Raw genomic sequence first — 21,053 nt, forward strand, 5'->3', positions numbered from 1 at the left:
ACGCTGTTGAGTTCTCAAGGAACGGACGCTTCCTTCGGACCGCCTTCCAGCGGACCCTCCGGGCTTCGTTCTTTCGTGTTTCCAGCTTATCAGATATTTTCCGCTCCGTTTTCCGGAGTTTCATTCATCTGATTTCCCGTAACTGGCCGGGATCGCTTTCGCGACGTCCACCACACTAACGCATTTCGAGTGTCACTCGAAATTCACACTCGCTCCGGTTGGCGGGAACGCCAACAAACCCATTTTCATGGGGATCAGAGTGAGAGTGGGTCTTGCTGAGTGGGATGGCCGCTCCAGCGACTCGTTCAACACTAGGCCACCTGGACGGCATCGTCAAACGCCGAGGGCCGGATCTGTCCAGATCCGGCCCTCGAGGCTCGAAGCCGCAGCTCAGAGCAGGTGTGTTTCAGCCATGGCCAGGCCTCAGCCGGCGGCGACCAGCTCCGCCGCCGCCAGGTTCCGCTTGCCGCGCCGCAGCACGAGCCAGCGGCCGTGCAGCAGGTCGGCCTCGGTCGGCACGGCCTCCTCGTCCGTCACCTTGACGTTGTTGAGGTAGGCACCGCCCTCCTTGATCGTCCGGCGGGCGGCCGAGCGGCTCGGCGACAGGCCGACGGCGACCAGCAGGTCGACCACCGTCTGGAGCTCGGACACCTCGGCCTTCGGGACCTCGGCCAGGGCGGCTGCCAGGGTCGGGGCCTCCAGGTCCGCCAGGTCGCCCTGGCCGAACAGCGCCTTGGACGCGGCGACCGCGCGCTCGTACTGCTCCGCGCCGTGCACCAGCGTGGTGAGCTCCTCGGCGAGGGCGCGCTGGGCGAGGCGGGCGGCGGGGCGCTCGGTGGTCTCGCGCTCCAGCTCCTCGATCTCCTCCTTCGAGCGGAAGCTGAAGATCCGCAGGAAGTTGGGGATGTCCCGGTCGTCCGCGTTCAGCCAGAACTGGTAGAAGGCGTACGGGGTGGTCAGCTCGGGGTCGAGCCAGACGGTGCCGGACTCGGTCTTGCCGAACTTGGTGCCGTCGGCCTTGACGATCAGCGGCGTGGCCAGCGCGTGGACGGACTTGCCGTCGGCCTTGCGGATCAGGTCCGTGCCGGCGGTCAGGTTGCCCCACTGGTCACTGCCGCCGGTCTGAAGGGCGCAGCCGTAGCGGCGGTTCAGCTCCAGGTAGTCCATGCCCTGGAGGATCTGGTAGCTGAACTCGGTGTAGCTGATGCCCGCGTCGGAGTTGAGCCGTCGGGCGACGGCCTCCTTCGCGATCATGTTGTTGACCCGGAAGTACTTGCCCACGTCACGCAGCAGGCTGATCGCCGACATCCCGGACGTCCACTCCAGGTTGTTGACCATGCGCGCCGCGTACGGGCCCTCGAAGTCGAGGAAGCGCGAGATCTGGCCGCGCAGGCGCTCGACCCAGCCGGCCACCGTCTCGGGGTCGTTGAGCACGCGCTCGGCGGTGGGCTTCGGGTCGCCGATCAGGCCCGTGGCACCGCCGACCAGTCCGAGCGGGAGGTTCCCCGCCTGCTGGATGCGGCGCATGGTGAGGATCTGCACCAGGTTGCCGAGGTGCAGGCTGGGGGCCGTCGGGTCGAAGCCGCAATAGAACGTGACCGGGCCGTCCGCGAACGCCTTGCGCAGTGCGTCCTCGTCAGTGGAAAGGGCGATCAGCCCACGCCACTGCAGCTCGTCGACGATGTCCGTCACGGTCACGCTTCTCCTTCGATCGGGCGTCCGCCCGGTGCCGGCCCGATTCGGTCGGGCCCCGGGTCGGTACGACTCCAGCCTGATAGAGCCTACGCGGTTCCGGCCAGCGAGTTTTCCCCGAGGCACCCCACCGGGTCGGAGGGTCCCCTCTCCCGGGCCCCTCCCCGATACCGGAAATTCCGTTGTTCGACGGCTACGGGCCCATTCAGAGTGGTTCCACCGCCGTGCGGCGGCAGTGACGTGTGTGGAGACGGTCGTGCCGCCGTGGCACGCCCGCGGGAAGGGTGTGCCGAGTGCGCAACACGCTGGTTCTGAACGCGAGCTACGAGCCCCTGACGACGGTGTCGCTCCAGCGCGCCGTCGTCCTGGTGCTCCAGGACAAGGCGGTGGTGGAGCAGGCGCATCCGCTGCGCTCGATCCGGGGGACGGGCGTGGCCGTCCCGGTGCCACGGGTGATCAGACTGCAACGGTACGTACGGGTGCCGTTCCGACAACAGGCTCCGTGGTCGAGGCGGGGCGTCCTGGCCCGAGACCAGCACCTGTGCGCGTACTGCGGCCGGCGGGCCACCACGGTGGACCACCTCCAGCCGAAGTCGCGCGGTGGTGCCGACAGCTGGATGAACACCGTCGCCGCGTGCGCGGAGGACAACCAGCTCAAGGCGGACCGCACGCCGGAGCAGGCCGGGATGAAGCTGCTGCGCCGCCCGTTCGTGCCGACGCCGCAGGCGAGTCTCATGCTCGCGCTCGGTCTGCGCAGCTCGGAGGTCCGGGACCTCGCCGACTGGCTGCCTGTCGTACCGGGCCGGCCCGTCTCGGCGGCGTGAGGCGGTTTCCGGGCGCGGGAGCGTTCTCGGCACTCTCGGCGCTGTCGACGCTCTCGGTCCGAGGACACTCCCGGCGTCCGGGCACCGGCGGGTGACCGTGGGATGGCATGGGCGGAGGGGGAAGGGCGGAGGGCCTCAGTCCTTCGCCTGGTACCCCGCCGCCGTGCCGTAGTTGGTCGAGTGCTCGGGCACCACGACCACCTGCCCACCGCCGATCAGCACCCGTCCGGAGATCAGGAGCGAACCGGTACCGGCCGGGAAGTTGCCGCCGGTCGCCTCCTGGCCGCCCGCCAGCGGGAACCTGCTGAGGCGGGCGGGCTGGTCCCGTCGTTCATCGGCGGCGAGCACCAGCGATCCGCCGTCGATGCCCACGGCCCGGGCGGCGCCCTTGGCGGCGGTGGGCACCTTCCAGCGCTGCTTGCCGGTGTCCAGGTCGTAGCCGACGGCGGCCACCTGTCCGCCGCCGTTCGGAGGGGCCAGGGTGGTGACCATCGTGCGGCCCTCGAAGTACACGCCGGGAGTGGCCGAAAACGTACCGTGGGCGACGTCCAGCCGACCGCCGTCGACGGCCACCGGAATCTCGGCGGCCGGGTCGCCGCCCGCACCCCAGGCGAACAGCCGGTCCGCCTCGGGCTTCTCGCCGGTGGTGAGGACCACGGACGGCTCGGCGGACAGCACGGTCACCGTCTTCGGCTGGTTGTTCAGGCCCCGCCACCAGGCGACCTTGCCGTCCGCGGTGTTCAGCGCGACGGCCTGGTCGGCGGGGGTCGAATCGGCGCAGGAGGAGGCGACGAGCACGGTCTTGCCGCTGACGCCGCCGGAGAGGGTGCAGAACTTGCCCTGGCCGGTGTACTGCCAGACGTCCTTCCCGTCGGCGGACTCCCAGGCCAACGCCCGGTCGTCACCGACGGCAACCACCTTGTCCTCGGTGACGCCGACCCGGGCCGAGTACGCGCCCTTGGCGTCCGAGAGAGTCTTGGTCCAGGCGGTCTTGCCGGTCTTGGTGTCCACCGCGGTCACCAGCGTGCAGGGGCTCTTCGGATCGGCCTGCGGACGGAACAGCACCGCGCCCAGACCCGCCTGGTTCACCCCCGCCGACAGCCCGCACGGAACGGCCCCGGCGGCCGGCGGCTCCACCGACCAGGTCGGCTTGCCACCCGCCCGGTCGTACGCGTGCACCCCGGAGCCGTCGGCCCGGACCACCAGGTCGGCCAGCAGCCAGCTGCCGATCAGCGTGTCGTCGCCCCCGGACGAACCGGCCGCGGCGGGCTGCGCGGCCCACGCCCGGGCGTGCGCCACCGCGAAACCCGGCTCACCGCCGCTGCTCGCCGCCGCGCTGCCACCGCCCTCGGCGCCAACCGTCAACCCGGCGGCCACCAGCACCCCCAGCGCGGCCACACCGGCGCCGGTCCGCACCAGCAGGGCCTTGCGGCTGGGCACGTGCTCCCCGGTCAGCACCGCGCCGGCGGCCTTCCGGGCCTTGGCGGAGAGCGAGGAGCCGGAGCCCGCGCCGGAACCGGCTCCGCCGCCGGCGCCTCGACGGGCAGCGGCCCTCGACGGTGCGGCGGTCTCGGCCTGGCGCTCGGGGGCCTGTTCCCGAGAGGTCCCCGCAGGCTGCTCGGGGCCGGGCTCGGGTTCCGGCTCGACCTCTTCGATGTGCACGTAGCCGTCCGGCGAGTACTCCGCCCCCGCCGGGACGTACAGCCCCTCTGCGGCGGCGGGCTGCTGCGGCGTGGCGTACGGCGCGTAGGACTGGTGCTGCTGTGTGTGGTCCGGGTGCTGCGGATGCGGCTGGTACTGCTCCTGGCCGTCGTACCGGCCCTGGACGTAGCCGCCCTCGACATAGCCGGTCGGACCGAAGCCGGACTGGTCGTACCCACTCTGGTGGTACCCGCTCTGGTGGTACCCGCTCTGGTCATAGCCGGCGTGCCCGTAGCCGCCCTGGCCAAACTGCTGCTGCGGATGCTGTTGCTGCTGCCCGTACTCGGCTGAGCCGTAGCCCGGCTGCGGCTGCCACTGCGGCGGCTGCTGAGGTGCCTGTTGCTGCTCGGAGTACCCGCCGTACGCGTCGTTCTGCCAGTCCTGGTGGCCCTGGGGCGGCCACGGCTGCCGGGGGTGGGCGTCTCCGAAGGGCTCCTGCGCCATCCGTTCCCGTCCCTCCGAGCCGTCCGCCTGCCGATGCGGCAGTCAGCATCTCACGCCCGCCCGGAGGCGCCGCCCGGGCCCTCGGCCCTCGGCCGTACAGTCCCGGGCTTCGCGGTCGTTCTGCGTCAGGCCGCCGACTCGGCGCGCAGGGCCTCGTCGATCCGGGCGGCGAGGGAGAAGTCCAGCCCGGTGAGGCCGCTGGCGCTGTGGGTGGACAGGACGAAGCGCAGCGTGCGCCAGCGGACGTCGATGTCGGGGTGGTGGTCGAGCGCCTCGGCCTGCTCGGCGACGGCAACGACCACCCGGATCGCCGCCGGGAAGTCCGGGGCGTCGGCGGTGCGGAAGATGCTGTCGCCCTCCCGCGTCCACTGGGGCAGCGCCACCAGGGCCGCCGTGATCTCGTCCTCGTTCAGCCGTGCCCTGTTGCTCATCGCCGCGCTCCTGGTGGGTCGTCGGTCCGGTGTCGAGATTCCGGAGTGCCGGGACTCCGGGCTACCGGAATGTCCGGGGTTCCGGTGTCAGGCGGCCTTCCGCCGCGGACGGGCCACCAGCTCGCCACCACAGTTGGGGCAGCTGTCGGCCATGGCCTCGGTGCAGTCCGGGCAGAAGGTGCACTCGTAGGAACATATCGAGGCAAGGCCGTCCGCGGTCAGCGACACCGCGCAGCGCTCGCAGCTCTCACGCATCTCCAGGGCCACGGCGTACTCCTCCGTTTTGCACACGATGTGACAGTCGTTCAACTCAACAGAAGCTTGGCGACGGCCACGAGACCGACCACCACGATGACACCGCGCAGCGCGGTCGGGGGGAGGCGGCGGCCCACCTTGGCACCGAGCAGGCCACCGACCAGCGAGCCCGCCGCAATCAGACCGGCGGCGGCCCAGTTCACGGTCGAGGTGAAGAGGAAGAAGAGCGCGGCGACCGCGTTCACGATCATCGCCAGGGCGTTCTTCACCGCGTTGATCCGCTGGAGGTCCTCCTGGAGCAGCATCCCCATCAGTGCCATCAGCAGCACGCCCTGCGCGGCGCCGAAGTAGCCGCCGTAGATGCCGGTCAGGAACACCCCGATCAGCAGCACCGGGCTGCCGTCCGGATCGCCACCGGGTCGGCGGCGGGCCGCGACGGCCTTGGCCACCCGCGGCTGGATCACCACCAGAACGAGCGCGAGCAGGATCAGCACCGGGACGATCGTGTCGAAGGCCCCGCTCGGCAACTTGATCAGCAGCAGCGCCCCGAGCAGCCCGCCGAGCAGTGAGGCGGTGCCCATGCGCAGCACCCGGCGGCCCTGGCCCACCAGTTCACGGCGGTACCCGATCACGCCGCTGAGCGAGCCGGGGACCAGGCCGAATGAGTTGGAGACGTTGGCGGTGACGGGCGGGATGCCGACGGCGAGCAGGACCGGGAAGGTGATCAGCGTGCCGGAACCGACGATGACGTTGATCATCCCAGCGCCGACGCCGGCCGCCAGGACGGCGATCGACTCCCAGAGCGTCATGGGTCACCTCTCCTCTCGGTCCTGTCCGAGGGGATCATGCCGGACGGCCTCGCGCGCCGACCAGACCCGCCCACGATTCGGGACGCACGCCACACACCCCGGGACGTACGCGCCGGCCTCGCGAAAGGCCGAGGGCCCGCCACCTCTCGGCAGCGGGCCCTCGCCAGTACATGGGGTTCGACCGATCACTCCGGGTCGATCTTCGGGTACTCCCGAGCCGGGTCCACCCGGGGACGGGCGGCGCCCTTCTCGGTGTCCACGGGCCGCGGGCCGGCCGCCGGGTCCAGCGGAACCTGGGTGGCCGCCGGGGCGGTCTGCGGGATGCTGGGTGCCGCGACCGCGCCGCCGTTCATTCCGCCGTTGCCGGTCAGGCCAGTGAAGGCGCCGCCGAGGCCCTTGAGCGCGTCGCCGACCTCGCTGGGGATGATCCAGAGCTTGTTGGAGTCGCCCTTGGCCAGCTCGGGCAGGGTCTGGAGGTACTGGTAGGCGAGCAGCTTCTGGTCGGCGTCGCCGTCGTGGATGGCTTCGAAGACGGTCCGGATCGCGGCCGCCTCACCGTCCGCGCGCAGGACCGCGGCCTGCGCCTCACCCTCGGCCTTGAGGACCTCGGCCTGCTTCTCACCCTCGGCCTTGAGGATCTGGGCCTGGCGCTGGCCTTCGGCGGTGAGGATCGCGGCGCGCTTGTCCCGGTCGGCGCGCATCTGCTTCTCCATCGAGTCCTGGATGGAGGTCGGCGGCTCGATCGCCTTCAGCTCGACACGGTTGACCCGGATGCCCCACTTGCCGGTGGCCTCGTCCAGGACGCCGCGCAGGCCGGCGTTGATGACCTCGCGCGAGGTGAGGGTGGACTCCAGGTCCATCGAGCCGATGATGTTGCGCAGCGTGGTGACGGTCAGCTGCTCGATGGCCTGGATGTAGCTGGCGACCTCGTACGTCGCGGCGCGGGGGTCGGTCACCTGGTAGTAGATGACGGTGTCGATGTTGACGACCAGGTTGTCCTGGGTGATCACCGGCTGCGGCGGGAACGGCACGACCTGCTCGCGCAGGTCGATGCGGTTGCGGACGCGGTCGATGAACGGGACGACGATGTTCAGCCCAGCGTTGAGCGTCCGGGTGTAGCGGCCGAAGCGCTCCACGATCGCGGCGCTGGCCTGCGGGATGACCTGGATCGTCTTGATCAGCGCGATGAAGGCCACCACGACCAGGACGACCAAAACGATAAGGACGGGTTCCACGGACTCTCCCCTAGACGACCAGGGCGGTCGCGCCCTGGATTTCGACGACGTCGACCTGCTGCCCCGGCTGGTACACCTGGCCCGGGTGGAGCGCACGGGCCGACCAGATCTCGCCTCTCAGCTTGATCCGCCCGCCCTCCCCGTCGACGGTTTCCGCGACGACCGCGGTGGCGCCCTGGAGCGCCTCGATGCCCATCTTGACCTGCGGGCCCTTTCGAAGCTGCCGGTAGGCGATCGGGCGGACGAAGACCACCAGAGCGACCGAGACGACGACGAAGGTCACGGTCTCCAGGACCACTCCCCCGCCCAACGCGGCCACGCCGGCGGCGGCCAGCGCCCCGACCGCGAACATGGCGAACTCCGGCATCGCGGTAAGCACCAGCGGTATGCCGAGCCCTGCGGCGGCCAGGAGCCACCAGATCCAGCTGTCCACACGTCCATCCTAGGGAGCGAAGGCCTTCGAAGCGGACAGTTCCCGCAGGTCGAGGGGCGGAAACCGGTCGCACGTGCGACCGGTTCCGACGGCCTTCCGGATGAACGAACGGACAGGGCCTCAGCCCAGCGGCAGACCCTGGGCCGACCAGCGGTCTCCGTGCCGCTCCAGGGTGAGCGGCAGGCCGAAGCACTTGGAGAGGTTGCGGGCGGTCAGCTCGGTGTCGATCGGCCCAGCCGTGAGCACCTTCCCCTGACGGATCATCAGGACATGGGTGAAGCCCGGCGCGATCTCCTCGACGTGGTGGGTGACCATCGCCATCGCCGGGGCGAACTCGTCCTGGGCGAGCGCGCCCAGCCGGCGGACCAGGTCCTCACGGCCACCGAGGTCCAGGCCGGCGGCGGGCTCGTCGAGCAGCAACAGCTCGGGGTCGGTCATCAGGGCGCGGGCGATCAGGGTGCGCTTGCGCTCTCCCTCGGAGAGGGTGCCGAACTTGCGGTCCGTGAGGTTGGCCATGCCAAGGCGGTCGAGCAGGGCAAGGGCGCGGGCCTCGTCCGACTGCTCGTAGGTCTCCTGCCAGGTGACCGTCATGCCGTACGCGGCGGTGAGGACGGTCTGGAGCACGGTCTGCTCGGCGGGCAGCTTGTCGAACATGGCGGCGCCGGCCAGGCCGATCCGGGAGCGCAGCTCGAAGACGTCGATCTCGCCGAGCTTCTCACCCAGCACCGTGACCTTGCCCGAGGTCGGGAACAGGTACGAGGACGCGATCTGCAACAGCGTGGTCTTGCCGGCGCCGTTCGGGCCCAGGATGACCCAACGCTCGCCCTCGGAGATGGACCACGAGACCTGGTCGACCAGCGCGCGCCCCTCCCGGACCACGGATACGTCCACCAGCTCCAGCACGTCGCTCATGCCTACGCCTTCCCCAAAAAACAAGATTCTCGGCCGTCGGTGCGGGCGGCGAGCCTACTCCGGCAGCCGGTGGGCACGGGGTGGGTGCGCCGCACACGCATGGGCAAACCTACGCCACGCGGATGACCGCCGATTCCGTAGGCTGGCCGGATGCTCGCGACACCTGCCGACAATCCGTACGAAGAGCCCCGTTCGGGGCGGCTCACCGCATGGGGCAACGCCCTGCTGGCTGGTCTGGTTCCTCCGGACGACGCCGCCACGGCAGTCCTGGGCGCAGACGAGATCCATCGGGTCACCGGGCTTCCCGGCGACGAACCTGGCGAGCAGCACGGCCTGACCTGGGCGCTGGGCCGACTGCGAGTGCTCGGTGTGAAGGGCCTTCGTCTCGCGCTGCCCTCAGCCGGGCATCCGCTCGGGCTGACCGGCCCGAGGGCCTTCAACGAGCAGGCCATGAGTGCGGGTGAGGCCGTCCTGGCTGTGGGCGCACCGCTCGGGCTGGTGCCGGAGGTGGAGGTGTACGGTCCGGCCGGCGACCGCTCGGCCACCGTGCTGTGGCGCTGTTCCGAGGTCAATGACGCACCTCCGGCGGACGTGCCGTCGCTCCACGAAGCCGAGCGTGAACTCGCAGACGGGCTGCGGGAGGCTACCGTCATGCTCGCTCGCCTCGACGTGGCCGGGGCCGGGCCTGAGGCCCTGCGCGCCCTCGATGCGTACCGCCGGCGTGGCCACAGCGAGCTGCTCGCCCCTGGCTACCCGTCCCGGGCCGTCCGCGTCCTGGAGTCGGCCCGCCAGGTGTCCGCCCTGCTCGCCATCGCCTCCGGCGGCCACGGCGCTGCCGTCAGCGCCTCGGAGATGGCGGCCCGCCAATCCGTGCTGGCCCCGCTGCGGCGCACCGCCCGGCGCGCCCAGGTGGCCGCCTACAACGCCCTCATCGACGAGCGAGACGACCGCTGAGAGGCGGTGGGGCCCGGAGCCGGCGGCGGCGAGCGCGATCACCTCGGCGCGCTCGTATCTGCCGTCGGGCCCGATAACCAGGTCTCCCTGTGTCGTAGCGGCCGCCAGCCTTCGCCGGGACCACCCCAGGATCTCGGCCGCCTCCTCCTCCGAGAAGCTCGCCGCAAGCCGCCGCTCCAGCACCTCGACCGCGGCTCTCGCCGTGTCCGCAGCCTTGCGCATGCGCTCCATGACGGCCTGCTCCACCGCGGCATACGGGACTGCGGCCAAGGTCTCCCGGCTGTAAGTCGGCCAACCCCGGTATCCGCCACAGGGTCGCAGCTCCCCTGCGGCGGCAAGGCGTCTGACGTCCTCGGCGATCACCAGCAGACCGGTGGTGTGCCTCAGCACCGTGGCCGCCTTGGCCGCTCCCACCGGCGGCACGGCGCCCAACGCGAGGACGATCTCCTCGGCACGAGCCTCGAGCTGCACCTTGACGAGGGCCGACCAGGTGCCGTTGTCGAGGTCCGGTTCGGGGATCAGTTCGCGTTCCCGTGCCAGGTCGAACTGCCAGCGCCGCATCCGGAGCCGGCGCCTCAGCAGCTCCGGCCCGTACGCCTGCCGGTCGCGGATTGCCGCCCGGGTCGACCGCGCCCGGCGCTCGGTGGCTTCCGCTGCGCCGATATCCGGCTCCATGTCCTGACACCCCGACAAGAGGGGTTCGTCCGGCCCCCGCCCCTGGCTTCCGCGCTCGGAAGTCAGGGGAGGCCCAGAGCTGGACGGGATGGACGCGCCAGACAGGCGGCACGTCAACTCGAACTCATGGGCCAGCAGGGCAGTCCCGCAATCACTGCGCATCGCGTTCATCCGGCCCTCCATCGGAATCGGTGTCGGCATTCAGGCTGGCACAGCCGAATGACCACACGTCACCAAAATTCGGACCATCCCTGCCGAAAGGCATATGCCGGACCACCGTTTGACACCAGTTCTGGCCGAAACCCTGCCGATCGACACAGCGCCCGCATTAACTCCACGCGCCCCCGGCGCGCTACCCCTCGCGGGTCTCGCCATGGCGAACGGCCCAGAGTGCCGCCTGAGTACGGTCGGCCAGGTCCAACTTCATGAGGATGTTGGACACATGGGTCTTCACCGTCTTCTCCGAGAGGTGCAGGCTGCGGGCGATCTCCCGGTTGGAGCGGCCGTCGGCGATGTGACTCAGTACCTCGCGCTCGCGCTCCGTGAGCGTGCCTCCGCGCCCCTGCGGAGCACGAGGGCCGTCGTCGGAAAGCAGGGCCTCGGCCAGTTCGGGCTGGAGCAGGACGTGACCGGCGTGCACAGATCGGATCGCCCCGGCCAGTGCCTCCGGATCCACGTCCTTGTAGACGTACCCGGCCGCGCCGGCCCGCAGCGCGGGAACCATCGTGCGGTGCTCGGTGAAGCTGGTGACGATAAGGATCCGGGCCCGGCTGCCTTCCCCCTTGAGCGTGCGCAGCGCCTCGATGCCGTCGACGCCGGGCATCTTGAGGTCCATCAGGACCACGTCAGGATCGAGTTCACGGGCCCGCTCGATGCCCTCCGCCCCATCGGCGGCCTCCCCGACCACCTCGATGTCGTCCTGGACCTCCAGGAACGTACGCAGCCCGCGCCGAACCACCTGGTGGTCGTCGACCAACAGGACACGGATCGACGGTGTGCTCTCAGGCACCGGGGACCTCCATCTCGACTAGCGTCCCCCGGCCGGGGGCCGACTCCAGGGTTAGCGTGCCGCCGACGGCGGACGCTCGGTCGCGCATCGAGGCCAGGCCGAGGTGGCGGCCGGCTCGACGGACTGACTCTGGATCGAAGCCGCGCCCGTCGTCGTGCACCCGCAGCACCGCACCGCGCGCCGGCGTCCCGGTCAGGGTGACGGTGACGGTCCGGGCTCCCGAGTGACGTAGCGCGTTGTGCAGCGCCTCCTGGGCGACTCTCAGCAGCGCGGCCTCCTGGGCCGGCGGCAGCGCCCGGACACCGTCGGCGGTGAAGGTGACATCGGCGGTGTGCGCCCGGTCGAGCACCTGCACCTGCGAGGCGAGAGTCGCGCTGAGCCCGTCCTCCTCCAGCGCGGCGGGGCGCAGCTCCACGACGACGGCGCGCAGTTCGTCGGCCGCCTCGGCGGCCAGCCGGGCGACCTCGGCGAGCTCGGCACGCGCCCGGGCCGGGTCGCGGTCGACGAGCTTGGCGGCCGCCTTGGCCGTGAGCCGCAGCGAGAAGAGCTTCTGCGAGACGGCGTCGTGCAGGTCGTGGGCGATCCGGGCCCGCTCGCCGGCCAGCGTGAGCTCGCGGCTGCGCTCGTACAGCCGGGCGTTGGACAGGGCCAGGGCGGCGTGCGCGGCGAGGATCCGCAGCAGCTCCTCGTCGTGGTCGGTGAAGAGGCCGCCGCCGCGCTTGTTGGCGAGGAAGATGACGCCCATCACCTGCGGCTCGTCCTCGGCCGCGTCGGTGTCCAGGATCGGCATGCCCAGGAAGGCGTCCATGTCGGGGTGGGCCGCTGGCCAACCTTCGAAGGCGGGTGCCTTGCGGACGTCCACGAGCCGCGTGGGACCGGCCTCGTGCAGCATCGCGGCGAGCACCCCGTGCTGCCGGGGCAGCGGGCCGATCGCCCGCCACTGCTCGTCGGTGACACCGTCGACCACGAACTGGGCGAAGCCCCCGTGGTCGTCGGGCACACCCAGGGCCGCGTACTCGGCGCCGAGCAGCCCGCGGGCAGAAGCGGTGATGCGGCGCAGCACCTCGCGGACCTCCAGGTGCCGGCTCATGGCGAGCAGTGCCTGGCTGACGGTCTCGATCCCGGACAGGCACGGTTCGCAGGCAAGCAGCGGGCCGCGGTGGGCCCGGTGGTCTCCGGTGATGCTGGGCATATCGCCAAACTACCGCCGTCGCGACGAGCGCCGCGTCCGTCCGCGGCCGCCCCGGGCCCAGGTCCGGGGACCTAGGCCACAGGGCCCGCCCGGAGTCCTGGGGAGACCACTCGGAGCCCCGAGGGACCTTCCGGAACACGGAACCGAACACGCCCGGAACACGAAAGGGGCGGCCCTCCCCACTGGGAGAGCCGCCCCTCGGCCTGTCGTCGAGAAGGGTCAGCCCTTCTGCATGACCTCAGGCTCGTGCCGGCGCTGGAGCCGGGTCACGATGACGCCGATGACGATCGAGATGGCGATCAGCACACCCGCGTCGATCGCCCACTGGGCGACGCTGTGCTTCCAGAGCGGGTCGTAGTTGGGGTTCTGGAAGTCCTTGTTCCACGGGCCCATGAGCACGGAGAGGTCGAGCGTGGTGGACACGACGCCGGTGCCCCAGCGGGCCGGCATCAGCCAGGCGACCTGCTCCAGTCCTGGCTTGCTGAAGATCTGGAAGAGGCAGCCGGTGAAGACGACCTGCACGATGGCGAACATGACCAGCAGCGGCATGGTCTTCTCGGCGGTCTTCACCAGCGCGGAGATCATCAGGCCGAACATCATCGCGGCGAAGCTCAGCAGGATCATGCCGATGGTCATTTCGATGATCGGCAGGTTCTTGACGATCAGGCCGTGCTCGGGGAGCTTGCGCGGCAGGAAGCCGACGGCGGAGATGATGGCGCCCTGGATCACGCTGAAGAACCCCAGCACGATGATCTTGGACATCATGTACGCCGAGCGGGAGAGCCCGGTGGCTCGTTCTCGCTCGTAGATCGCCCGCTCCTTGATCAACTCGCGGACGGAGTTGGCCGCTCCGGAGAAACAGGCTCCGATCGCCAGGATCAGCATGATCGTCGCGGCGCCGCTGTTGAGGTGGAGCTGCGTCTTGGGATTGGGCGCGAGCCCCGGTTCGTTCGGGATCAGCACGCTGACCGCGCCGATGACGGCGGGCAGCAGCACGGACAGCGCGAGGAAGCCGCGGTCCGAGGCGAGCACCGACATGTAGCGGCGCATCAACGTCCACAGCTGCGAGCCCCAGCTCTGCGGCTTCGGTGGCCTGACGGCCTCCTGGGCGACCTGGACGTGCTGCACCTCACCCGCCTCCGCGGTGGGCGCGGAGTACTGCTGGTAGTGCACCGAGCCGCGGTAGCGGCCGGCCCAGTCGTGGTCCGGGTAGTTCTCGAAGGCCTGGAAGACGTCCGCCCAGGTCTCGTACCCGAAGAAGTGCAGCGCCTCGTCCGGCGGGCCGAAGTAGGCCACCGAACCGCCCGGCGCCATCACCAGCAGCCGGTCGCACAGCGCCAGCTCGGCCACCGAGTGGGTGACGACCAGGATGGTGCGGCCGTCGTCGGCGAGGCCGCGCAGCATCTGCATGACCTCGCGGTCCATGCCCGGGTCGAGGCCCGAGGTGGGCTCGTCCAGGAAGATCAGCGAGGGCTTGGTGAGCAGCTCCAGGGCGACCGAGACGCGCTTCTGCTGGCCGCCGGAGAGCGCGGTGATCTTGTTGTCGGCACGCTTGTCCAGGCGCAGCTCGTACAGCACCTCGTCGATCCGGGCGTCTCGCTCGCGGGCCTCGGTGTCGCCGGGGAAGCGCAGCCGGGCCGCGTACTTGAGGCCCTTGCGGACGGTGAGCTCGCGGTGCAGGATCTCGGACTGCGGCACCAGGCCGATGCGCGAGCGCAGCTCGGCGAACTGCTTGTAGAGGTTGCGGCCGTCGTACAGGACCTCGCCGCGGTCGGCCGGGCGATAGCCGGTGAGGGCGCGCAGCAGCGTGGACTTGCCGGAGCCGGACGGGCCGATGACGGCGACCAGCGACTTCTCCGGGACGCCGAAGCTGACGTCGTTGAGCAGGATCTTCTTGGTGCCCTTGTGCTCGACCTCGACGGTCAGGTGACGGGCGGAGAAGGAGACCGCACCGGTGTCGACGAACTCCTGCAGCTGGTCGCCGACCAGGACGAAGCTGGAGTGGCCGACGGTCAGCCGGTCCTGCGGGCCCATCAGCTGACGCTGCACCCGCTGGCCGTTGAGGAAGATGCCGTTGTGGCTGCCGAGGTCGACGATCTCGTAGCGGCCGTCCGGGAGCTGGCGCAGCTCGGCGTGGTGGCGGGAGACCTGGAGGTCGGACACCACGACGTCGTTGTCGAGCGCACGGCCGATCCGGACGGTACGCATCGCCGACGTCAGGTTGCGGATGATGGTCGGCTGCGGCCCGCCGTCGTGCTGCGGCGGGGCCGGAAAGCCCTGCTGGGGGAAGCCACCGTGCTGGGGCTGGGACTGCTGCGGGGCCGGCTGGGCCTGCGGCGGCGCGTACTGCTGCTGCGGGAACGCCGGCTGGGCCTGCGGCTGCCCCTGCCAGGCCTGCTGCTGCGGCTGCTGGTACGGGTCGTGCTGCGGCCAGCCCTGCTGCGGGGCGGGCTGCTGGGGCGTGGGCACCGGGCCACGGCTGGTGGCGGCCTCGTGCACCGGGGCGGCCTGCGGCGCCGGGGCCTGCGGAGCCACGGCGTGCGCGGGTGCGGAGAAGCCGAGCCGGGGGCCGTTCTCCGGGTTGCCCAGGTTGACCACGGCACCGGGGAACAGCTGGGCCTGCATGGTGCGGGCGCCGGCCACGTACGTTCCGTTGGTGCTGCCGTGGTCGTCCAGCTGCCAACCGCTGCCGTTGAAGCTGATGGTCCCGTGCTGCCAGGAGACCCTGGCATCGTCGAACGTGAAGTCCGACTGCGGGTTGCGCCCGATGGTGTAGGACCGCCCGGGCTCCAGAGTCCGCTGCTGTCCGTTGATCTCGATGACGAGTTGCGGCACTGCTCGCCTGCCCCGCTCTCTCGGTTCCCCCGAATTGTGGCCCCCGGCCGGGGCTGCGATGTTCCTGTGACTGACGGGGGGAATCATTCCAGCCTGCCGACCACCGGTGAAAGTCAGCCCTGGCGACTGTGACCAGGCTGCTACCGAGCCCTGACCCGCGTCGTCCCGCGAGGTGGGACGGGTGCTCCCGGGCCCTCGGCCGCCCGGTAGCGTGGAAGGCACCATGAACGCATCGCCCCTGGCCGCTGAGCCCCTCCCCGCCGCCCAGCACCGGACCGCGGACGAGCGCACCCTGCTCGTCAAGGTGTTCGGCAAGGACCGCCCCGGCATCACCGCCGGCCTCTTCGCGACGCTGGCCGGCTTCGGCGTCGACGTCATCGACATCGAGCAGGTCGTCACCCGTGGCCGCATCACGCTGTGCGCCCTGGTCACCCCGCCTCCCACACCCGGTGCCGAGGGTGGACTGCGGGCCACCGTCCACCGCTGGGCCGACGAGCAGAAGCTCCAGGCCGAGATCCTCTCCGGCATCGGTGACAACCGGCCGCGCCGTGAGGGCCGTTCGCACGTCACGGTGCTCGGCAACCCGCTGACCGCCGCCGCCGTCTCCGCGCTCACCTCCCGGATCACCGCCTCGGGCGGCAACATCGACCGTGTCTTCCGGCTCGCCAAGTACCCGGTGACGGCGGTCGAGCTGGCCGTCTCCGGCGTGGCCACCGACGAGCTGCGGGCCGCCCTGGCCCAGGAGGCCGCCACCCAGCGGGTGGACGTCGCGGTGGTCGCCGCCGGGCTGGAGCGCCGGGCCAAGCGCCTGGTGGTCATGGACGTCGACTCGACGCTCATCCAGGACGAGGTGATCGAACTGTTCGCCGCCCACGCGGGCTGCGAGGAGGAGGTCGCCGAGGTGACGGCAGCGGCGATGCGCGGCGAGCTGGACTTCGCCGAGTCGCTGCGGGCCCGCGTGGCACTGCTGGCGGGGCTGGACGCCTCGGTGACCGAGAAGGTCCGTGCCGAGGTCCGCTTCACGCCGGGCGCGCGCACTCTGATCCGTACGCTGCAGCGCCTCGGCTACCAGGTCGCGGTGGTGTCCGGTGGCTTCACCCAGGTCACCGACCACCTGGTGGAGCAGCTGGGACTGGACTTCGCGGCCGCGAACACCCTGGAGGTGGTGGACGGCAGGTTCACCGGCCGGGTGGTCGGCGAGATCGTGGACCGGGCGGGCAAGGCCCGCTGGCTGGCCCGCTTCGCCGAGCAGGCGAAGGTGCCGCTGGAGCAGACGGTGGCGATCGGCGACGGCGCCAACGACCTGGACATGCTGAACGCGGCCGGCCTCGGGGTGGCGTTCAACGCCAAGCCGGTGGTGCGCGAGGCCGCCGACACCGCGGTGAACGTGCCGTTCCTGGACACCGTGCTGTACCTGCTGGGCATCACCCGCGAGGAGGTCGAGGCGGCCGACGCGCTGCACGGCACCCCGCCCGAGTAGGCGCGGACCCGGCGACGGCCGATGGAGTGAGGCCCGCCGAGGAGCGCCTGCGTTCTGCGTCCCGCAGCCGCGGACACACGAGGGGCGCGTGGATCAATCCGCGCGCCCCTCACGTACGTTCCGGGGTCAGTCCTGCGGCGTGTGGTACGAGACCAGCTCGGCCACGCCCGGCTCGACGCCCTTCCAGGAGCCGCTGAAGCTGAGCACCGCGATCGCCGCCGTCGGGAAGCCCCCGAGCCGCAGCCGCTCCAGCGCGTCCCGGTCGCCCGCGTCCCCGGCCAGCACCTGGGTCAGGCCCAGCACTCCCGGGTTGTGGCCGACCAGCACCACGTCCGAGTACTCCTCCGGGGTCTCCTGGAGCACCGCGATGATCTCGCCGGGACTGGCCTCGTAGACCCGCTCCTCGTAGACGGTCTTGAGGGGCCGCTGCGGCAGCTCGTGTACGGCCAGCTTCCAGGTCTCGCGGGCGCGCAGTGCGGTGGAGCAGAGCACGTAGTCGGGGCTGATGCCGGAGTCCACCAGCCAGCGGCCGGCGTCCGGGGCCTGGTGACGGCCCCGGTCGGCCAGCGGCCGGTCGTGGTCGTCCACGCCGTTCGGCCAGTCGGCCTTGGCATGGCGGAGAACGATGATCCTGCGGGGCGTGTCGGCGCTCATACCCAGCAAGCTTGGCAGAAAAGCGGCCCGGCGGCGCGATGCTCCCGGATGCCGCCACTCCGAGGGACGACGAGTGTCATCATGCCCCGTTCACCGGGGCGTCGGATGGCGTACGGGCGTCCGTCAGCCCATCGTGGCCGCAACGGTGGCGATGATCGCCACCAGCACCACGATGGCGCCGAAGGCGAGGGCGATGCGGCCGAGCTGCTTGCGGCCGTCGGTGGGGTTGGGATCGAGAACGGGCATGTCCGAAAGTCTCCCATCCCGAACACGCCCGCCCCCCGCTGGCCCCTCCCCCTTGGCCGGGGCTTGACCTTCCCCGTCGGGCCCGGCCTTCACCGCCCCGTCCGACCGCCTCGCGGCCTCACGCGCCCCTCCGCGGCGTCACACGCCCCTCCACTGCCGCACGCGCCCTGCCGCGGCATCACGCGCTCCTCCGAGGCATCGCACGCCCTACCCGGGGGCGTCACGCCTTGGCCTGCTCCACCGGGTGCACCGCCTCGTCCTCGATGTGCCGGGCCCGCGCCGCGCGCAGGCCGAACAGCATCTGCGGCACCAGCAGCAGCGCCAGGAATCCCAGCGGCCAGTACCACTGGCCGGTGATGTCGTAGATCCGGCCGATCAGGATCAGGCCGGGAACGGAGATCAGGTAGCCGACGCCCTGGGCGAAGGCGGACAGCTGCGCCACCCCACCTGCCGTCCTGGCTCGCAGTCCGATCATCGTCAGCACCAGCGGGAAGGCGCAGTTGGACAGGCCCACCAGCACGGCCCAGACCCACGCCCCGCCGGCCGGGGCGAACGCCAACCCGGCGTACCCGACGATGCCGCAGGAGGCCAGCACGACCACGAACGGCCGCTGGTCGCCGCGGCGGGCGGCCAGGTTGGGCAGCACGAAGGAGACCGGCACGCCGATCACCATGGTGACCGCGAGCAGCACCCCGGACGTGCCCTTGTCGACGCCGGCGTCCTGGAAGATCTTCGGCAGCCAGCCCATCACCACGTACGCGCCGGTGGCCTGGAGGCCGAAAAAGCAGGCCAGCGCCCAGGCCGTACGGCTGCGGGTGATGGGCAGCCGGGCGAGGGCGGCGCCGCCGGCGTGCTCACCGCGCTCGCGCTTGGCGATCAGCACCGGCAGCCAGAGCACCAGGGCGAGCGCGCCCAGCGCTGCCCAGACGCCCAGTCCATGGCGCCAGTCACCGCCGAGCGCGTTGGTCAGCGGCACGCTGACCAACGCGGCCAGCGCGGTGCCGGCGGACAGCGCCATCGAGTACAGGCCGATCATCGGACCGACCTTCTCCGGGAAGTACCGCTTGATGACCACCGGCAGCAGCACGTTGGAGACCGCCACACCGGCCATGGCGAGCGCGGTGAGCAGCAGGAACACCGCCGTGCCGCCGGCGAAGGAGCGGGCCAGCACGCCCGCCGTGATCGCGCCCATCCCGGCAGTGACCACCGCGATCGGGCCGATCCGGCGGGCCGCGGCCGGTGCGGCGAACCCGAACAGCGCGAAGCACAGCGACGGGACGGCGGTGAGCAGTCCGGCGAGCGTCGGGTTCATCCCGAGGTCGTCGCGGACCTGGTCGAGCAGCGGCCCGAGGCTGGTGACCACGGGGCGCAGGTTGAAGGCGGCGGCGGCGATCGCGACGGCGAACAGCCAGCCCAGGTACTTGGCGGAGCCGGAGGTGGCGGACCGCTCGGCGGCCGGCGTCCGGCTCTCGGTCCGGGCGGAAGCGGTGGTGTCTGCTGCGGGCATGGAGAGCATCATAGAATGATGGGATGAATTGATGCACCTCGTTATTGGCATGATGTGCCGACCGTTCATCCGCCGGCCATCTCCCACCCAGGCCCCACCGAGCCGTAGTCGCAAGGAGTCCCCGTGGCGCTGTCCTCGCCGAGGCGCACCCCGCTGTCCGACCAGGTGATCGCACAGCTGCGTGCCCAGATCACTTCCGGGGAGTGGCCGGTCGGCTCCCGCATCCCCACCGAGGCCGCCCTGGTCGAACAACTCGGTGTCGCCCGCAACACCGTCCGCGAGGCCGTCCGCGCCCTCGCCCACAACGGGCTGCTCGACATCAGACAGGGCTCCGGAACGTACGTCCTCGCCACCAGCGAGCTGGCCGGCGTGATGCACCGCCGCTTCGCCGACGCCGACCAGGACCAGGTCGCGGAGCTGCGGGCGGCCCTGGAGACCTCGGCCGCGGCCCTCGCCGCCCGCCGCCGCACCGCGCGCGACCTGGAGCTGCTGGACGGCGCGATGGCCCGCCGGGAGGCCGCCTGGCTCTCCGGCGACGCCGAGGACTTTGTCCAGGCCGACGCCGCCTTCCACCAGGCTGTGGTGGAGGCCGCCCACAACGACGTCCTGCTCGCCGTCTACGCCGACCTCGGCGAGGCCACCCGCGAACTCCTGCGGCACGACATCGGCCCCGAGCTGATCCCCGAGCGCTACATCGGCCACCAGGCCATCCTGGAGGCCATCAGGGACGGCGACGCCCAGCGCGCGTCCGTCGAGGCCGGCCGCGCCGCCCCCGGCCCCTGCGCCACCATCGAGGCCTGACCGCCCGCACGCCGGCCTTCGACGTCACCCCGGCCCCCGACCCCGGCTGCCCCACCCCTCAGCCCTCAGCTCAGCCCTCAGCCAGAACCACCCCGCGGGCCCCACCGAACGAGAGCAAGAACGAGAGATCGAGAACAAGACGCCGCTGCCCGGCACCCCCACGAGGGGCGCCGGGCAGCGGCGTACGCGCGGAGCGTCAGGCGCCGATGGCGTGCAGACCGCCGTCGACGTGGATGATCTCGCCGGTGGTCTTCGGGAACCAGTCCGACAGCAGCGCAACGATGCCGCGGCCGGCCGGCTCCGGGTCGCTCAGGTCCCACTTCAGCGGGGAGCGGTGGTTCCAGGTGTCGGCCAGGTCGCCGAAGCCCGGGATGGACTTGGCGGCCATCGAGCCGATCGGGCCGGCCGAGATCAGGTTGCAGCGGATGTCCCGCTCGCCCAGGTAGCGCGCCAGGTAGCGGTTGGTCGACTCCAGGGCGGCCTTGGCCGGGCCCATCCAGTCGTACTGCGGCCAGGCGAACTGCGCGTCGAAGGTCAGGCCGACCACCGAGCCGCCGTCCTGCATCAGCGGCAGCAGCGCCGTGGTCAGCGACTTCAGCGAGTACGCCGAGACGTTCATCGCGGTGGCCACGGACTCCCACGGGGTGTCCAGGAAGTTGCCGCCCAGCGCGTCCTGCGGGGCGAAGCCGATCGAGTGGACGATGCCGTCCAGGGTCGGCAGGTGCTCGCGGACCTGGTCGGCGATGCCGGCCAGCTGCTCCGGGTTCGAGACGTCCAGCTCCAGCACCTTGACCGGGTTCGGCAGCTTCTTGGCGATCCGCTCGGTCAGGCTCGGGCGGGGGAAGGCGGTGAGGATGATCTCCGCGCCCTGCTCCTGCGCGAGCTTGGCGGTGTGGAAGGCGATGGAGGACTCCATCAGCACACCGGTGATCAGGATCCGCTTGCCCTCGAGGATTCCACTCAT

19 protein-coding genes are annotated in these 21,053 nt (G+C 71.2%); 4 read left to right on the forward strand and 15 right to left on the reverse strand.

Translation table 11 applies throughout. The features are described 5' to 3' along the window. Positions 1-423: 423 nt before the first annotated feature. The gene (gene tyrS, locus ACGF13_RS23735; RefSeq protein ID WP_392878825.1) at positions 424-1,692 is read right to left on the reverse strand and encodes a tyrosine--tRNA ligase; all 1,269 of its coding nucleotides are present in this window, start codon (positions 1,690-1,692) and stop codon (positions 424-426) included. 293 nt (positions 1,693-1,985) lie between these two features. On the opposite strand from tyrS, the gene ACGF13_RS23740 reads away from it, so the two are divergent. Further along, positions 1,986-2,516, forward strand: a complete 531-nt coding sequence (locus tag ACGF13_RS23740) for an HNH endonuclease (protein ID WP_392878228.1) — start codon at positions 1,986-1,988, stop codon at positions 2,514-2,516. Between the two features lie 135 nt (positions 2,517-2,651). Here the strand turns inward: ACGF13_RS23740 and ACGF13_RS23745 are convergent, their stop codons facing one another. The 7 genes from ACGF13_RS23745 to ACGF13_RS23775 all read right to left on the reverse strand — a co-directional run bounded on the left by ACGF13_RS23745 (position 2,652) and on the right by ACGF13_RS23775 (position 8,736). Continuing rightward, positions 2,652-4,661, reverse strand: coding sequence for a PQQ-binding-like beta-propeller repeat protein (locus ACGF13_RS23745; RefSeq protein WP_392878230.1), 2,010 nt, complete (start codon positions 4,659-4,661; stop codon positions 2,652-2,654). Between the two features lie 125 nt (positions 4,662-4,786). Further along, positions 4,787-5,092, reverse strand: a complete 306-nt coding sequence (locus ACGF13_RS23750; protein WP_392878232.1) for a 4a-hydroxytetrahydrobiopterin dehydratase — start codon at positions 5,090-5,092, stop codon at positions 4,787-4,789. An 87-nt stretch (positions 5,093-5,179) separates the two neighbouring features. Beyond that, on the reverse strand, positions 5,180-5,359 hold the full coding sequence (locus tag ACGF13_RS23755; RefSeq protein WP_392878234.1) for a DUF1272 domain-containing protein: 180 nt from the start codon (positions 5,357-5,359) through the stop codon (positions 5,180-5,182). Positions 5,360-5,397: 38 nt separating this feature from the next. Then, entirely contained in the window at positions 5,398-6,156 is a 759-nt protein-coding gene (locus ACGF13_RS23760) for a sulfite exporter TauE/SafE family protein (protein WP_392878236.1), read from the reverse strand. Between the two features lie 185 nt (positions 6,157-6,341). Further along, complete coding sequence (locus ACGF13_RS23765) at positions 6,342-7,391, reverse strand: SPFH domain-containing protein (RefSeq protein ID WP_392878238.1); 1,050 nt, start codon at positions 7,389-7,391, stop codon at positions 6,342-6,344. Between the two features lie 10 nt (positions 7,392-7,401). Continuing rightward, on the reverse strand, positions 7,402-7,824 hold the full coding sequence (locus tag ACGF13_RS23770; protein ID WP_392878240.1) for an NfeD family protein: 423 nt from the start codon (positions 7,822-7,824) through the stop codon (positions 7,402-7,404). 120 nt (positions 7,825-7,944) lie between these two features. Next, positions 7,945-8,736, reverse strand: a complete 792-nt coding sequence (locus tag ACGF13_RS23775) for an ABC transporter ATP-binding protein (protein WP_360354233.1) — start codon at positions 8,734-8,736, stop codon at positions 7,945-7,947. Between the two features lie 150 nt (positions 8,737-8,886). Between ACGF13_RS23775 and ACGF13_RS23780 the strand changes: the two genes are divergently transcribed. Continuing rightward, positions 8,887-9,690: a hypothetical protein gene (locus ACGF13_RS23780; RefSeq protein ID WP_392878242.1), complete on the forward strand. Its 804-nt coding sequence runs from the start codon at positions 8,887-8,889 to the stop codon at positions 9,688-9,690. A gap of 1,027 nt (positions 9,691-10,717) precedes the next feature. Here the strand turns inward: ACGF13_RS23780 and ACGF13_RS23785 are convergent. From ACGF13_RS23785 to ACGF13_RS23795, 3 genes are all read right to left on the reverse strand, one after another. Then, a complete protein-coding gene (locus ACGF13_RS23785) occupies positions 10,718-11,374 on the reverse strand; it encodes a response regulator (protein WP_392878244.1) in 657 nt (218 codons plus the stop codon). Next, positions 11,367-12,464: a GAF domain-containing sensor histidine kinase gene (locus ACGF13_RS23790; protein ID WP_392878827.1), complete on the reverse strand. Its 1,098-nt coding sequence runs from the start codon at positions 12,462-12,464 to the stop codon at positions 11,367-11,369. Before ACGF13_RS23790 ends, ACGF13_RS23785 begins: the two co-directional genes overlap by 8 nt. 321 nt (positions 12,465-12,785) lie before the next feature. Continuing rightward, positions 12,786-15,401: an FHA domain-containing protein gene (locus ACGF13_RS23795; protein ID WP_392878246.1), complete on the reverse strand. Its 2,616-nt coding sequence runs from the start codon at positions 15,399-15,401 to the stop codon at positions 12,786-12,788. A 223-nt stretch (positions 15,402-15,624) separates the two neighbouring features. Between ACGF13_RS23795 and serB the strand changes: the two genes are divergently transcribed. Then, positions 15,625-16,881, forward strand: a complete 1,257-nt coding sequence (gene serB / locus ACGF13_RS23800; RefSeq protein WP_392878248.1) for a phosphoserine phosphatase SerB — start codon at positions 15,625-15,627, stop codon at positions 16,879-16,881. A 126-nt stretch (positions 16,882-17,007) separates the two neighbouring features. Here the strand turns inward: serB and ACGF13_RS23805 are convergent, their stop codons facing one another. The 3 genes from ACGF13_RS23805 to ACGF13_RS23815 all read right to left on the reverse strand — a co-directional run bounded on the left by ACGF13_RS23805 (position 17,008) and on the right by ACGF13_RS23815 (position 19,288). Further along, entirely contained in the window at positions 17,008-17,535 is a 528-nt protein-coding gene (locus ACGF13_RS23805) for a SixA phosphatase family protein (RefSeq protein ID WP_392878250.1), read from the reverse strand. A 123-nt stretch (positions 17,536-17,658) separates the two neighbouring features. Further along, on the reverse strand, positions 17,659-17,781 hold the full coding sequence (locus tag ACGF13_RS23810; protein ID WP_392878252.1) for an SGM_5486 family transporter-associated protein: 123 nt from the start codon (positions 17,779-17,781) through the stop codon (positions 17,659-17,661). Positions 17,782-18,001: 220 nt separating this feature from the next. Then, positions 18,002-19,288 carry a CynX/NimT family MFS transporter gene (locus ACGF13_RS23815; RefSeq protein WP_392878254.1) on the reverse strand — a complete coding sequence of 429 codons (1,287 nt, stop codon included), beginning with the start codon at positions 19,286-19,288 and terminating at the stop codon, positions 18,002-18,004. A gap of 123 nt (positions 19,289-19,411) precedes the next feature. On the opposite strand from ACGF13_RS23815, the gene ACGF13_RS23820 reads away from it, so the two are divergent. Next, positions 19,412-20,089 carry a FadR/GntR family transcriptional regulator gene (locus ACGF13_RS23820; protein ID WP_392878255.1) on the forward strand — a complete coding sequence of 226 codons (678 nt, stop codon included), beginning with the start codon at positions 19,412-19,414 and terminating at the stop codon, positions 20,087-20,089. 196 nt (positions 20,090-20,285) lie between these two features. Here ACGF13_RS23820 and fabI read toward each other — a convergent pair whose 3' ends face one another. After that, positions 20,286-21,053, reverse strand: a complete 768-nt coding sequence (fabI, locus tag ACGF13_RS23825; RefSeq protein WP_392878257.1) for an enoyl-ACP reductase FabI — start codon at positions 21,051-21,053, stop codon at positions 20,286-20,288.

It is taken from the genome of Kitasatospora sp. NPDC048286 (genome assembly GCF_043201735.1).
GTDB lineage: Bacteria > Actinomycetota > Actinomycetes > Streptomycetales > Streptomycetaceae > Kitasatospora.